General features: G+C 62.9%; 14 protein-coding genes. 8 read left to right on the forward strand and 6 right to left on the reverse strand.

All coding sequences use genetic code 11. The features are described from left to right. Positions 1-12: 12 nt before the first annotated feature. The gene (gene pdxR, locus J0X03_RS06695; RefSeq protein WP_201750822.1) at positions 13-1446 is read right to left on the reverse strand and encodes a MocR-like pyridoxine biosynthesis transcription factor PdxR; all 1434 of its coding nucleotides are present in this window, start codon (positions 1444-1446) and stop codon (positions 13-15) included. 93 nt (positions 1447-1539) lie between these two features. On the opposite strand from pdxR (J0X03_RS06695), the gene J0X03_RS06700 reads away from it, so the two are divergent. Further along, positions 1540-1995 carry a rhodanese-like domain-containing protein gene (locus J0X03_RS06700; RefSeq protein ID WP_047574235.1) on the forward strand — a complete coding sequence of 152 codons (456 nt, stop codon included), beginning with the start codon at positions 1540-1542 and terminating at the stop codon, positions 1993-1995. A 4-nt stretch (positions 1996-1999) separates the two neighbouring features. Here J0X03_RS06700 and flk read toward each other — a convergent pair whose 3' ends face one another. Continuing rightward, the gene (gene flk / locus J0X03_RS06705) at positions 2000-3028 is read right to left on the reverse strand and encodes a flagella biosynthesis regulator Flk (RefSeq protein WP_160204456.1); all 1029 of its coding nucleotides are present in this window, start codon (positions 3026-3028) and stop codon (positions 2000-2002) included. A 205-nt stretch (positions 3029-3233) separates the two neighbouring features. On the opposite strand from flk, the gene J0X03_RS06710 reads away from it, so the two are divergent. Genes J0X03_RS06710 through J0X03_RS06725 form a run of 4 tightly spaced genes read left to right on the forward strand, consistent with a single transcriptional unit; the run spans position 3234 to position 6888 of the window. Further along, positions 3234-3596 carry a hypothetical protein gene (locus tag J0X03_RS06710; RefSeq protein ID WP_033639760.1) on the forward strand — a complete coding sequence of 121 codons (363 nt, stop codon included), beginning with the start codon at positions 3234-3236 and terminating at the stop codon, positions 3594-3596. A 49-nt stretch (positions 3597-3645) separates the two neighbouring features. Then, positions 3646-5682, forward strand: coding sequence for a protein-disulfide reductase DsbD family protein (locus J0X03_RS06715; RefSeq protein WP_160204455.1), 2037 nt, complete (start codon positions 3646-3648; stop codon positions 5680-5682). Further along, the gene (locus tag J0X03_RS06720; protein WP_116286719.1) at positions 5679-6395 is read left to right on the forward strand and encodes a DsbA family protein; all 717 of its coding nucleotides are present in this window, start codon (positions 5679-5681) and stop codon (positions 6393-6395) included. Before J0X03_RS06715 ends, J0X03_RS06720 begins: the two co-directional genes overlap by 4 nt. Then, positions 6388-6888 (forward strand): protein disulfide oxidoreductase, encoded by a 501-nt coding sequence (locus J0X03_RS06725; RefSeq protein ID WP_160204454.1) that lies wholly within the window; start codon positions 6388-6390, stop codon positions 6886-6888. Before J0X03_RS06720 ends, J0X03_RS06725 begins: the two co-directional genes overlap by 8 nt. Here the strand turns inward: J0X03_RS06725 and pdxR (J0X03_RS06730) are convergent. Further along, positions 6885-8351 (reverse strand): MocR-like pyridoxine biosynthesis transcription factor PdxR, encoded by a 1467-nt coding sequence (pdxR, locus tag J0X03_RS06730; RefSeq protein WP_160204453.1) that lies wholly within the window; start codon positions 8349-8351, stop codon positions 6885-6887. The genes J0X03_RS06725 and pdxR (J0X03_RS06730) overlap by 4 nt on opposite strands. A 172-nt stretch (positions 8352-8523) precedes the next feature. On the opposite strand from pdxR (J0X03_RS06730), the gene J0X03_RS06735 reads away from it, so the two are divergent. Both J0X03_RS06735 and J0X03_RS06740 read left to right on the forward strand, forming a co-directional pair. Beyond that, the gene (locus J0X03_RS06735; RefSeq protein ID WP_160204452.1) at positions 8524-9519 is read left to right on the forward strand and encodes a DMT family transporter; all 996 of its coding nucleotides are present in this window, start codon (positions 8524-8526) and stop codon (positions 9517-9519) included. Between the two features lie 156 nt (positions 9520-9675). Continuing rightward, positions 9676-10305, forward strand: coding sequence for a CatB-related O-acetyltransferase (locus J0X03_RS06740; RefSeq protein ID WP_160204451.1), 630 nt, complete (start codon positions 9676-9678; stop codon positions 10303-10305). Between the two features lie 34 nt (positions 10306-10339). Here J0X03_RS06740 and J0X03_RS06745 read toward each other — a convergent pair whose 3' ends face one another. From J0X03_RS06745 to J0X03_RS06755, 3 genes are read right to left on the reverse strand one after another with little or no spacing between them, the layout of a single operon-like run. Further along, complete coding sequence (locus tag J0X03_RS06745) at positions 10340-11863, reverse strand: tripartite tricarboxylate transporter permease (protein WP_072627263.1); 1524 nt, start codon at positions 11861-11863, stop codon at positions 10340-10342. A gap of 11 nt (positions 11864-11874) precedes the next feature. Next, positions 11875-12306, reverse strand: coding sequence for a tripartite tricarboxylate transporter TctB family protein (locus J0X03_RS06750; protein WP_033643891.1), 432 nt, complete (start codon positions 12304-12306; stop codon positions 11875-11877). A gap of 15 nt (positions 12307-12321) precedes the next feature. Further along, on the reverse strand, positions 12322-13302 hold the full coding sequence (locus J0X03_RS06755; RefSeq protein WP_033643890.1) for a Bug family tripartite tricarboxylate transporter substrate binding protein: 981 nt from the start codon (positions 13300-13302) through the stop codon (positions 12322-12324). Positions 13303-13576: 274 nt separating this feature from the next. Between J0X03_RS06755 and J0X03_RS06760 the strand changes: the two genes are divergently transcribed. Then, complete coding sequence (locus tag J0X03_RS06760) at positions 13577-13906, forward strand: hypothetical protein (RefSeq protein WP_033643889.1); 330 nt, start codon at positions 13577-13579, stop codon at positions 13904-13906. Positions 13907-13998 lie beyond the last annotated feature (92 nt).

Genomic DNA, 13998 nt, shown 5'->3' on the forward strand with positions numbered 1-13998 from the left:
TCCGGGGCAGGGCTAAGCCGCGGCGATCCGAGCCAGCCGCTCGACGGCGCTGCGGATCTCGCCCGGCGTCAGGGCCGAAAAGCCCAGTAGCCAGCCATCGCGCTGCGCCAGCGTCGTTTGATACTGCGCCGCTAGCCCGGGCGTGGAGATGCCGAGCCGCCGCGCCTGCCGGCTGAGCGCCGCCTCCCGGCCGGGCGGCAGCCAAACGCTGAGCTGCAGGCCGCCGGCGGCGGGAGCGGCCGTGGCGAAGTGGCTCAGCTTTTCGCGCACTTCCGTCAGCAGCACATCGCGCCGGCTGTGGTAGAGCTGGCGCATGTAACGAATATGCGCGGCGAAGTGCCCCTGGCGAATGAACTCGGCGGTCACCGCCTGCATCAATTGCGCGCTGTGGCCGTCATAGACCGTGCGTGCGGTGACGAAGGGGGCGACCAGCGCGGGCGGCACGATCAGGTACGCCAGCCGCAGCGAAGGGAACAACGATTTGGAGAAGGTGCCGAGATAGAGCACCCGGCCATGGCGATCCAGGCCTTGCATCGCCGGAATCGGCAGCCCGTCGTAGTGAAACTCGCTGTCGTAATCGTCCTCAATGATCCAGGCCTGTTGCCGCTCCGCCTGCGCCAGCAACGCCAAGCGGCGTGCCAGGCTGAGCGCCGCGCCGGTCGGGTATTGGTGCGAGGGCGTCAGATAAATCAAACGCGGATCGGGCAAGGAAGGTTCTGCTCGCAGGCCATCACCGTCTACCGCCACCGGCGTCAGCGCGGCGCTGGCGCTGATAAAGGCGTTTCTCGCCCCGGTGTAACCCGGCTCTTCCATCCAGACGCTGTCGCCGCTGTCCAACAGTAAGGTGGCGATCATTTGCAGCGCCTGCTGCGAACTGGTCAGCACGATAACCTGGCTCGCATCGCAGACTACGCCGCGCGTTTGGTTGACGTGGGCGGCAATGGCTTCGCGCAGCGGCAGATAGCCTTGCGGATCGCCGTAGCGCAGCAGGCTTTCCCCCTGCAGGCGCAGGCGTTGAGCGGTCAACTGCTTCCACAGGGCCAGCGGAAACGCGCGCAGGTCCGGCGAGCCGGCAGCGAAGGCCTGAGGGTTCTGCGGATCGCGGCAGCCGCCGGTGTGCACGATCTGTTGGCCGCGCAGCGAAAGGCGCGGCATGGCGGTGCGGGTCGCCGGCGGCGGCGATTTGGCGATGCGGATAGCCACAAATGTGCCCTGGCCGACGCGGCGCTGCAAATACCCCTCCGCCTCCAACTGGCCGTAGGCTGCTTCGACGGTTACCCTTGAGAGGTTCAGATCCCCAGCCAGCACTCGGCTGGAGGGCAGCCGTTGCCCAACGCTCAATGCGCCGTGGTGGATGGCCTGCCGCAATGCCGCACACAGACGATCGCGCAGCGTGCCGATGGCCTGGGGCGATTGCTGAAACAGCGTGATCAGCGTGTGCCGCATAATGGGTCTTATCATGAGTAAAAAATGGGTATCAATCATAAGACCAAAATCGGGCACTATTGTCATCTGTCTTGATCAACGGGAGTGAGTGATATGTCGAAAGAATCCTTGGTGCTGGCCTTTCCGCCGGCAGCGCCGGAAGAGAGCCTGGCCTATCTGGCGGCTAAACTGAGCCGCTATGCGGATGCCTGGGACGTGGCGGAAGATTTGCGCAATGGCGTGGACGGGATGGTGGTGATCGACACCCGTGCGGAGGCGCTGTACGCCGCCGGGCATATCCCCGGCGCATTCAGCTTGCCGCATCGCCTGATGGATGAAGCCAGCACGGCGCACCTGGATCGCCAAAAGGTGTATGTGACCTACTGCGACGGCATCGGCTGCAACGGTTCCACCAAAGGCGCCTACAAGCTGGCGAAGTTGGGGTTTAGGGTGAAGGAGTTGATTGGCGGGCTGGATTTCTGGCTGCGCGACGGCCATCCGTTGGCCATCGGCGAACTGCCGGGGTCACTGCGCTCCCGGGCGGCCGCAGCGGACTGCGGCTGCGCCTGAGGCGTTAAAACACCAGCGCCAGCACGACGGCCAACGCCAACAGCAGCAGGATCAGCGCCACGGCGGGCTTACTCAGCGCTTTTTGCAGCGGCAGAGGCAGGGTGGCGATCAGCGGGTTGAGCAGCGGCTGCGGTTCGATAGAGGGGCTGGCGATCGGCTGCGCCTGGCCGGCTTTCTCCAGACGGCGGGCAAACAGCTGATGAATGGCGTCGCTCATTTGCGGATGCGTCAGCGGCGCGTTGGCGCCGCAGTTGAAGCGCGCCTGGCAGTAGTCGTTCATCTGCTGCAGTTCTTGCTCATCCGCCGGCTGTTTGAGCGCCGCCAGCAGGTTGTTCAGCGTTGGCGCGTTCTGCGGGCTGAGCGCCACCTTCACCTGTAAAAACTGGTTCAGCAGCTGGAAGTGGCGCGCCGGCAGCGGATCGTTGGTTTTCACGCCCGCCAGATCGAACAGCGTTTGCCAAATTTTAGCCGGTGCTTCACCGGTCGCGGCGCTGAGTTTGGTGACCTGCTGCTGCAGGCTTTGATGCTCTGCGGGCAGCAGCGGGCGATCGCTGGTGGCGGTTTGCTGCGGTTGGGGAATGGTCAGGCCGCCGGTCTGCAACAGATGCAGCACCTGCTGCAGCTGCGGTGGGCTTAGCTGGCTCAACACCGTATGGCCGAACCGTTGACGAATAAAGTCACTTACCGCCTGGCGATTATTGCCCTGCGGCAGCAACTCGGCCAGCTGTTGCAGCAGTTGGCGCCCGGCATGGTTTTGCTGCGCCTGCGTCAGGCGCGTTTGCAGCAGCTGTTCCGCCGGTTGAAAATGGCGCGCCAGCAGTTCGCCGCCTTTGTCGGCGCCGAGATCGTGACGCAGAGACGCCCAGATCTCCGCCGATTTTACCGGGCTGAGCGTCATGATTTTCACGATCAGTTTTTCCAGCGTTGTGCGCTGCGCCGGAGAGAGGGGTTGATCGTCAGTGGCCGCCGTTTTGCCCGGGGAAGGGGGGCGCTCGCCGGCGATTGGGGTGCCCGGCCCACTCAAAGGTTGCATATCACCAGTCCTTCGCTGTGTATCCCCGCAGTGTGCCTGGAGGAGAGAATCGTCATCGTACCCGGCGAAAAGCGCAGGCTTACCCTCTATGATACCTGTAATTCGCCGCCATCAATACCGCCGCTCAGACATTTCTTTACCGACAAAACGTTGCTAATCGCGTCTGCGCCGCTAAGATAACCCCAGATCTGAACATGAGGATGGCATGGTTAAACGGCAGCGGATTGCAAAATGGTTTTTATGCCTGGCTTGCCTGGTGGTGCTGACGTGCATGACCCAGCGCATGGCGGGCCTGCATGCGCTGCAGCAAACGCTGGGGATCCCGGCCGCTACCGCCGTTCAGTCCAGTGATGCCGCCGCCGAAGCGCAGCCGACGCCCTGTGAACTGAGCGCCAAATCATTGCTGGCCGCGCCGCCGGTAATGTTCGAAACCGTGCTGTTCGGGCTGGGTCTGCTGCTGGCGCTGTTGGCGCCGACCATTGCCGCGCGTCTGCGCATTCCTCCTCCTCGCGCCATTTCTCCGCCCACCCTCAGGGTGCACCTTCGATTATGCGTCTTCCGTGAATGAGTTAATCGCCCGTTTTTCGCGGTGAATTAATCATTTATGGAGAATTAACATGTTGAAAATTATCAGGCTGGCCTGTGCTTGCCTGTTTATGCTGTGGCTGCCCGCCTTGCAGGCGGCGGACAGCGGCTGGCTGCAAAATCCGGCCAACGATCATGCCAAGGTGCGGCTGCGCGCCGACACGTCACAGCCGGGAGAGACCCGTCTGCTGCTGTCGGTCGAGCTGCAAAAAGGCTGGAAAACTTACTGGCGTTCCCCAGGCGAAGGCGGCATCGCGCCGGCTATCGTCTGGCAAGGCCACCCACCGCCGGCGACCTGGCACTGGCCGACGCCGCAGCGTTTCGAGGTGGCCGGCATTTCCACCCAGGGCTATCACGATCGGGTCACGCTGCCGATCGTGATGCCAGGCTCGGTATCCGGCCCGCTGGCGGGCACTTTGACGTTGTCCACCTGCAGCAATGTCTGCATTCTGACCGACTACCCGTTCAGTCTGGACCTGACGGCGCCGAACGATCCGCAGTTTAATCACGACTTCGCGCAGGCGATGGGGCAAGTGCCGATCGCCGCCGGGTTGACGGATAACGTCAAGGCCGGGTATCGCAGCGGCGAGCTTCAGATTGCCGCCGAACGCGCCGACGGTTGGCAGCGGCCCGCGCTGTTCTTCGATACGCTGGCGGATGCCGATCTCGGCAAGCCGCAGGTTGAAACCGACGGCGCTCAGCTGTTGGCGCGAGTCCCGGTCAGCGATGGCTGGGGAGAGGCGGCGCCGGATCTGCGCGGCAAAACGCTGACGCTAGTGATCGACGACGGCGGCATGGCTCAGCAGATAACGCTGCCGATCGGCGAGCCGCTGGCCGCGCCGGCCGGTGCGGCGTTCCCGTTATGGCAGGCGGTATTGATGGCGCTGGCGGGCGGGTTGATCCTCAATCTGATGCCGTGCGTCCTGCCGGTGTTGGGCATCAAGCTCGGTTCCATCCTGCAGGTGGAGCGGCGCGATCGGCGCAGCGTACGGCTGCAGTTCCTGGCGTCGTCGCTGGGTATTGTCGCCTCGTTTATGGCGTTGGCCCTGCTGATGACGCTGCTGCGGCTCGGCAACCACGCGCTCGGCTGGGGCATTCAGTTCCAGAATCCGTGGTTTATCGGCTTTATGATGCTGGTGACGCTGCTGTTCAGCGCAAACCTGTTCGGCCTGTTCCATCTGCGCCTCTCTTCCGATCTGAATACCTCGCTGGCCACCCATAACGGGCACGGCCTGAGCGGCCATTTCTGGCAGGGCGCCTTCGCCACGCTGCTGGCGACGCCGTGCTCGGCGCCGTTTCTCGGCACGGCGGTGGCCTTCGCGCTGGCGGCGTCGCTGCCGGTGCTGTGGGGCATGTTCATCGCGCTCGGCATCGGCATGAGCCTGCCGTGGCTGCTGATCGCAGCCTGGCCTTCGCTGGCGCTGCGGTTGCCGCGTCCCGGCCGCTGGATGAATACCGTCAAGCTGGCGATGGGATTGCTGATGCTGGCGTCGTCGCTGTGGTTGCTGAGCCTGCTGAGCAATCATATCGGCGTGCAGGCTACGCTGTGGCTGGGGGGGTTGGCGCTGCTGGCACTGCTGCTGGCGGTGTGGCGCCGGCAGGGGGCACGCTTGGCGGCCAAGCTGGCGGCGGGCACGTTGGTGCTGGCGGGCGCCCTCTTGCTGGCCGGCTCGCTGACCGCCGGTCTGTGGCACCAGCCGTTGCAGGATCGGGTGCCGTGGCAACCGCTGAGCGAACAGGCGATCGCCGAGGCGCTGGCGCAACATAAACGGGTGTTCGTCGACGTGACCGCCGATTGGTGCGTGACCTGTAAAGCCAACAAATTCAATGTGCTGCTGCGCGATGACGTACAGCGGGCGTTGAGCGCCGATGACGTGGTCGCGCTGCGCGGCGACTGGAGCCGCCCGTCGGCCGACATCAGCGCCTTCCTGCAAAGGCGCGGCAGCGTCGCCGTGCCTTTCAACCAAATCTATGGCCCCGGCAGCCCGGACGGCGTGGTGCTATCCCCGCTGTTGACCCGTGACGCCGTGCTGCAAACGCTTTCCCATGCCAAAGGAACCGAACAATGAAAAAGTTACTGATTTTACTGATGATCATCGCCGCCCCGGTGTGGGCCGCCGAGCCTTTCACCCCGGCGCAAGAGGCGCGTATCAAAGAGATGATCCGCGAAACGCTGGTGTCCAACCCGGACATTCTGGCGCAGGCGGTGGACGCCTGGCAGCAGCAAACCGCAGGCCAGCAAATCAGCCAGGCTATCAAGCAGAATGCCAAAACGCTGTATCAGGATCCGGCCAGCCCGCGCCTCGGCGCCGCCAACGCCAAACTGACGCTGGTGACCTTTACCGACTATAACTGCCCGTACTGCAAGCGGTTTGATCCGATGCTGGAGAAAATCGTCAAGCAATACCCGGATGTGGCGCTGGTGGTGAAGCTGTTGCCGTTCAAGGGCGAAAGTTCGGTCAGTTCGGCGCGCGTGGCGCTCACCACCTGGCAGCAGCACCCGGAGCAATTCTGGGCCTTGCATCAGCGGCTGATGGCGAAAAAGGGCTTCCACGACAAGGCCAGCATCGCCGCCGCGCAGGAGAAAACCGGCGTCAAGACGGTGGCGCCGAGCGAACAGAGCATGACCACGCTGCGCACCAATATGGCGTTGGCGGAACAACTGGGCGTACAAGGGACGCCGGCGACGCTGATCGGCGATCGGATGCTGCCGGGGGCGGTGTCCTATGAAGAGCTGGAAACGATGGTGAAGCAGCAGCTGGCGAAGGCCAACCATGGCTAAGCTCAAGCGCTGGGGGCGCGAGTTGCTGCTGCTGGCGCTGATCGCACTGGCGGTGATCACGGTGATGGATTGGCTGAATGCGCCGCAGGCGCCGCCGGCCTTCGATGCCCAGACGCTGACCACGTTGGACGGCGAGCGCGTGTCGTTGGCGCAGCTCAGCCATGAGCGGCCGCTGCTGGTTTACTTCTGGGCCAACTGGTGCGGCGTCTGCCGCTTCACTACGCCGGACGTCGCCCGTTTGCAGGCGGCGGGCGGCAACGTGCTGACCGTCGCGCTGCGTTCGGGCGACGATACCCAGGTGAAACAGTGGCTGGCGCGCAAACGGCTGGCGCTGCCGGTGGTCAACGATCCGGCTGGTACGCTCTCGGCGCAGTGGCAGATTGGCGTGACGCCGACCTTCGTGGTGGTCTCGCAGGGCAAGGTGGTGCAGAGCACCACCGGCTGGACCAGCTACTGGGGGATGAAGCTGCGGCTGTGGTGGGCCGCCGTCTAACCGGCGTTTTTCTCCGTTATCACCTCCTCAATCGCCCGGCATAGCCGGGCGATACCTTCTTCAATCTGCGGCGGCGAGTTGGCGGCGAAGTTCAGCCGCAGGCCGTGCGCGCCCAGCTGTTCCTGCGCATAAAAGCATTCGCCGCGCGCGAAAGTGACGCCGTGCCGCCAGGCCACCGGCATCAGTTCGGTGGTGGTCACCGTCGCGGGCAGCGTCAGCCAGATAAACAAGCCGCCCTGCGGCGTTTCGAAACGGCACCCCGGCGGCAACCGCCGTTGCAACGCGTCGATCATCACTTCCAGATGGCGGCGGTAGACGCGCCCGGCGCGCCGCAGCTGCTTGTCGTAACGGCCGACGGTGACGAACGCGTCCAGCGCGCGCTGGATCAGACTGGAGCTGGTGAAGCTGTCGACGTGTTTCAGCCTGGCGAAACGCTGATAGTGTTCGCTGTCCGCCACCAGATAGCCGATGCGCATGCTGGGCAGCAGCATCTTGGAGAAGGTGCTGACGTAGATCACCGCGCCCGGCTGCGCCAGCGCACGCAGCGACGGCAGCTGTTTGCCCTGGTAACGCAGATCGCCGACGAAATCGTCCTCCAGGATCACCACGCCGGCCCGTTGGGCGATCGCCAGCAGGCGCCGCCGGCGAGCTTCGCTCAGGCAACGGCCGGTCGGGTTGTGAAAGTTGGGGATGGTGTAGATCAGTTTGGGGCGGTGGCGTTCCAGCAACTCGGGCAATCGTTCGACCAGCATGCCGTGGCGATCGCCCGGCACGGTGACGATATTGATGCGGTGCTGGCGCAGCAGGCCCAGCGCTTCGGCGTAGGTCGGTTCTTCGACGATCACCGTATCGCCCGGCGCCAGCAGGCTTTGCACCACCAGGCTGATGGCATGCTGCGAGCCGTTGGTGATCAGCACCTGTTCCGCCTGCGTGGGGATGCCCTGCGCGCTGAGAATGCGGCTCAGCGTATCGCGCAGCGGGTAGTAGCCGCAGTATTCGCCGTAGCTGAAGGCCTCTTCCGCATGGCGGCTGAGCACCGACAGCAGCACTTTGCGAAACGCCTCCAGCGGAAACACCTTAGGGCTGCCGACGCCGGCGGCGAAGTTGATCAGCCTCTCCGGCAGCGGGGCGTCGGCATAGCCGTCCAGCCGCGAGGTGAGGGTGGTGAAGCTCTCCAGCGGGAAGGGGGCATCGCTGGTCGGCCGGGCCGGGCGCGTTTGCGCCTGCGGGTGCGCAACATAGGCGCCGCTGCCGCGTCGCTGATGCAAAAAGCCCTTGGCCGCCAGTTCGGCATAGGCGTTATCCACCGTCAAACGGCTGACCGCCAATTCGGCCGCCAGCGTGCGCGTTGAGGGCAGCTTGTCGCCATCCACGAACACGCCGGTGAGGATGGCGCGCCGCAGCGCTTCTTCGATCTGTAAATAGAGCGGAACGTCCTGCTCGCGATCTAACGGGATATGCATGCGAAATTGGCCCGGTTAGGGAGAAAGATTTTTACTATACCCCATGTCAACAGGGCTTCAAGCGAAGAAAAGTGGCCTGCATAACAACGCAGTAAAGTGGCTATAGTGAGAAAAAATGGCCGCGTTACACTGTGTGCCTGAGCATTTATGTCGCTATTTTTCCGAGGATCTCATGTCATTACCGTCAGGCGTTACCGCCCGGCCGGCGCTGCCCGGCGCGCGTTTTCTTCAGGGCAGCCGCCAGGGGTACGTCATCGCCATTATCAGCGCCATGCTGTTGGCCTTTACCGCCATCATCATCCGCGTGCTGACCGAGTACTATCACCTGCCGACTTTCGTGCTGGCGTTCTGGCGCGCGGCGCTGGTGGCGCTGGTGCTGTTGCCGCTGCTGTTGGTGGTGAAACCGCAGTGGGCACGCCTGCGCCGTGAACAGGTGGTGTTCTACGCACTTTATGGGTTGCTGCTGGCGCTGTTCAACAGCCTGTGGACGCTGTCGGTGGCGCTGAACGGCGCGTCGGTGGCGACCATTCTGACCTACTGTTCAGTGGGCTTTACCGTGTTCCTCGGCTGGGTGATGTACAGCGAACGCCTGACGCTGCGCCAATTGCTGGTGATCGCCATCAGCCTGGGCGGCTGCTTCCTGGTCAGCAACGGTGACAGCATGGGTAACAGCCACTTCGATCTGCTGGGACTGCTGGTGGGGATGCTGTCGGGCATCGGTTATACCCTGTATACCCTCGGCGGGCGGGTGGCCAGCGAACGGGGCTATCCGGTGTGGAACACCATTTTGTACGTTTTCGGTTTTTCGGCGCTGTACCAGCTGGTGTTCAACGCGGCGCTGACGGCGTTCCCGTTGGCGGCGTTCCACGGCATGGCCGGCTCTCTGTGGTTCCTGTCGCACGGCGCACAGGGCATCCAGTGGAGCGGCTGGCTGTTGCTGCTGGCGCTGGCCGCCGGGCCGACGCTGCTGGGCTTCGGGCTGTACAATATCAGCCTGAAAACGCTGCCGCTGGCGGTGGCCAACCTGATCCTGTCGCTGGAGCTGGTGTTCACCGCGGTGATCGCCTATTTCCTGCTGGGGGAGAACATGAATCAGCTGCAGCTGCTGGGCAGCGCGTTGGTGATGGGCGGGGTGCTGCTGTTGAAAAGCAAGACCGCCGAGGCATGATCGGTTACCCTTGTGCCTCGCAAGAGAGGCCGTAATGATGAATAACCCGAGATTGAAACGAGCGCTTATCGCTTGAATGGCCGTGTTGAGTGAACGACAACACGGCCACAGACATTCCGTTCCGTGGCTTTTATTCCTGTAATGAGAGAATACGCCATGTCCGAAAAACACTGGTCCAACACCGAGCTGCTGCATCAGACGGTGACCAACCCGAATATTATCGTCAAAGGCACCCACAGCTACTACAGCGACTGCTGGGATAACGGCTTCGAACGCTCGGTGGTGCGCTATTTGCACGGCGACGCGGTCAGCCGACAATGGCAACCGTTGGGCGACATAGACCGCTTGCTGATCGGCAATTACGTGTGCATCGCGGCTGAAGCGGTGATCCTGATGGGGGGCAATCACACCCATCGTATCGACTGGTTGAGCCTGTATCCGTTTATGGCAACCATCAAGCAGGCGTACCGCCCCAAAGGCGATACCCGGCTGGGTGACGGTTGCTGGATCGGCATGCGGGCGATGTTGATGCCAGGGGTCTCGATAGGCGAGGGGGCTATCGTCGCCGCCGGCAGCGTGGTGGCCGGCGATGTTGAGCCTTATGCCATCGTCGGCGGTAACCCGGCGAAGTTTATCCGTTGGCGATTCGCGCCGGAAATCATCGCGCGTTTGCTTGCGTTGCGCCTCTATGATTTGTCCGAGGCGGACTTTGCAGTGATTCAACCTCTGCTCGCCGATGACGATATTGGGGCGCTGGAAAAGGGAGTGGCGGCGCTACGCCGTTAAAAATAACGGGCGGGAACTTCCCGCCCGTTTTGCGTTACTCGGCCTTGGCCTTGGCCTCGGCCGCCGGTTGGCGGCGTTTGCGCATCAGGCGCAGCAGCGGCGGCAGCGCCAGTACCGCGACCGCCAGCACCAGCAGCGTTTGCGCAATGCTGCTGCTCCACAGGATGCCGAATTCACCGTTACTGATCGACAGCGCGCGGCGCAGGTTCTGCTCCAGCATCTCACCCAGCACGAAGCCCAGAATCAGCGGCGACATCGGGAAGTGCATTTTCCGCAGGATATAGCCGAACACCCCCAACCCGACCATCAACAGCAGGTCGAAGGTGGTGCTGTGCACCGCATAAACCCCCACCGCCGACACCGCGGCGATCGCCGGCACCAGGAACCACAGCGGAATGGTCAGCATGCGGGTGAACAGGCCAACCAGCGGCAGGTTCATGATCAGCAAGATGACGTTAGCGATCAGCAGCGCGGCGATCAGCCCCCAGACGATATCCGGCTGTTCGGTGAACATCGCCGGGCCGGGGGTGATGTTGTACAGCGTCAGCGCGCCCATCATCACCGCCGTGGTGCCGGAGCCCGGCACCCCCAGCGTCAGCATCGGAATGAACGAACCGCAGGCCGAGGCGTTGTTGGCCGCTTCCGGCGCCGCTACGCCGCGGATGTCGCCCTTGCCGAAGGTGTCGCTGTTGCCGCTGATTTTCTTTTCGGTCATGTAGGTCAGCGCGCTGGCGATGGTGGCGCCGGCGCCCGGCAGGATGCCGACGAAGAAGCCGATCACCGATGAACGCAGGGTCGGGCCGGCGCACTGCGCCGCTTCTTTGCGGTTGAACAGCAACCGGCCGGTTTTACGCACCAGCTTTTGCCCGGCGCTGGTGCTTTCCAGCATCAGCAGAATTTCACTGACCGAGAACAGGCCGATCACCACCACGATAAACTGCACGCCGTCGGAGAGGTGCACGCTGTCGAAGGTAAAGCGGTAAACGCCGGTGTTGGCGTCGACGCCCACCGTTGCCAATCCCAGGCCGATCAGCGCCGCCAGCAGCGATTTCAGCGGGTTTTGGCTCATCATGCTGCCGAGGCAGGCGATGGCGAACACCATCAGGGCAAAATACTCCGCCGGGCCGAAGGCCAGCGACCAGCGGGCCAGCAGCGGCGCGAACAGAATAATGCCGCCGATGGCGATCATCGAGCCGACGAACGAGCTGACCGCCGAGATGGACAGCGCCACGCCGGCGCGCCCCTGCTGCGCCATCGGGTAGCCGTCCAGCGCGGTCATGATCGCCGCCGCATCGCCCGGCACGTTGAGCAGAATTGACGAGATGCGCCCGCCGTATTCGCAGCCGATATACACCGTCGCCAGCAGGATCAGCGCCGATTCGGCCGGCAGCTTGAGGGCAAATGCCAGCGGCAGCAGGATCGCCACGCCGTTGATCGGCCCGAGGCCCGGCAGCAGGCCGACGATGGTGCCGACGAAGCAGCCGATCAGGGCGATAATCAGGTTTTGCGGCACCAGCGCCACTTCAAACCCTTGGGTCAAATACATCCAGGTATCCATCATCGCTCCCGTTAGCTCAGCCAGGCGCCGAGCGGCAGTGTGACATCGAGAAGTTGGTCAAAGGCGTAGTACAACGCTGCGCCCATGATGACGCCGGAGATGGCCGCTGCCGGCAGGCTGGCCTGAAACAGCAGGCCGATGCTGAACGTCAGCAGCGCGGTCGCCAGCGGAAAGCCAAGCCATTCAAACCCCCAGGCATACAGCACCAGGGTGATCACCAGCACCAGCAGCCGCTGCATCACCTTGTGGTGCGGCCATTCCACCGCCTGCGGGCGGCGCAGCAACAGCAGCGCCGCGCACAGCGCCATCAGGCTGAGGATCGCCAGCGGGAACGGGCGCGGCCCCAGCGGTTCATAGCTGTATTCGCTCTGGATGCCCCAGCCGATGAACAGCCCGCCGATACACAGCAGCAGCCAAAAGCCGGCAAAAATACGATCGCTCATGGTTTTCCCCTGCGGTTATTTGGCCAGGCCGAACACTTTCGCCTGCTCACGGTATTGGGCAACCTGATTCTTCACGTAGGCGTCCAGCTCTTTGCCGGTCAGGTTGAATTCGAACAGGCCGCGCAGATCGCGCTGCTGCTTGAATTCGTCGGTCGCCATCATTTTCTGGAAGGTGTCGATCCACCACTGATACTCTTCATCGCTGACTTTCGGCCCGACGTAGAAGCCGCGAATGATCGGCCACACCAGGCTGTATCCTTGCTCTTTGGCGGTGGGAATATCGGCCAACTGGCCCGGCAGACGTTGCTCGGCATACACCGCCAGCACGCGGATCTTGTCGCCCTGCAGGTAAGGCACCATTTCGCTCAGATCGCCGGATACCGCCTGGATGTGGTTGCCCAGCAGCGCGGTGACCGGTTCCCCGCCGCCCTCGAACGCCACGTAGCGCATCTTGCGCGGATCCACGCCGACTTCGCGCGCCAGCAGCGCGGTTTTCATCCAGTCCTGGCTGCCGATCGAGGCGCCGGCGCCGAACACCACGCTGTTGGGATCTTTTTGGAAAGCGTCCATCAAGTCTTTCAAGGTTTTGTAAGGCGAGTCGGCGCGCACCGCGATCATGCCGTAGTCGGTACCGACCGCCGCCAGCCATTTCACGTCGTCCACGTTGTAGCGGCCGAACTTGCCCTGAGCCAGGTTGAGCAGCGAACCGCCGGAGAAGGCCACCACGGTGCCGAACTCCGCCGGCCGCTGCGCGACGATGGCGTTGTAGGCCACCGCGCCGACGCCGCCGGGCATATAGGTGACGCGCATCGGTTTATCAATGGCCTTGGTGTCCTGCAGCGATACCTGAATCAGTTTGCAGGTCAGATCGAAGCCGCCGCCGGGTTTGGCCGGCGCAATGCATTCGGTGCGTTTGGGCGCTTCCACGGCAAAGGCCTGAGAGACCGCCAGCAACAGGGCGGCGGCGGTAAAGGTACGGGTCATTATTTTTTTCATTGTGACTTACCCTCGGTATTGTCTGATGGTGAATCCCGCCGAATGCGGTTGCGGAATTGTTAAAACAACAACCTTTCATTTACCTTTCAGTGGCCGGAAAAGTTTCCAGTCTGTGATTAGGGTCTCTTGTCGCGAGCGAACGGCGGGTGCGCTAACATAGAATGGGCGCAGAGAACAGTGCGCAAAACCGGCCAAAACCCTGCGTAATGTCAGGATTGCCGATAGTCGTTCGCGTTAAAATCATCTGTAATAAAATGAATAGAGATGCAGTGATATGTTTTCGTTAGGGAAATTGTTTGGCGGCAGGGACAGCGCCAAGGTATGTGCGATTAAACGGCTGCCAGAGGTCTACGCCGAGATGGCGGGAGAAGCCGGGCAGTGTCGTTTGAAGCGCTTGCGCCCTGAGATTGGCGTATTTGAGTTGCATTTCGTCAACGCCGACGGTGAAAAGTATGCTTGCCAGATGACCGCCTGCGTGACCGGCATCGATCTGGTGTTTGCCGCCAACAACCGCTCCGTGCTGGTTTCTTCGCCGTTTACCGCCGACAAGCTGTGTCCGGTGTTGGATCTTGCTCTCGCCGATAGCCCCATCACGCTGATCTGAGGCGTCACACGAGCGCGCCCCAGTACGCATAATTGTGTGCCAGCTCCCAAAACTGGCGGCGCGGCGCTCTTTTATCCCCTTATTTTCCATGC

This window comes from Serratia ureilytica (assembly GCF_017309605.1).
GTDB classification, from domain to species: Bacteria; Pseudomonadota; Gammaproteobacteria; order Enterobacterales; family Enterobacteriaceae; genus Serratia; species Serratia ureilytica.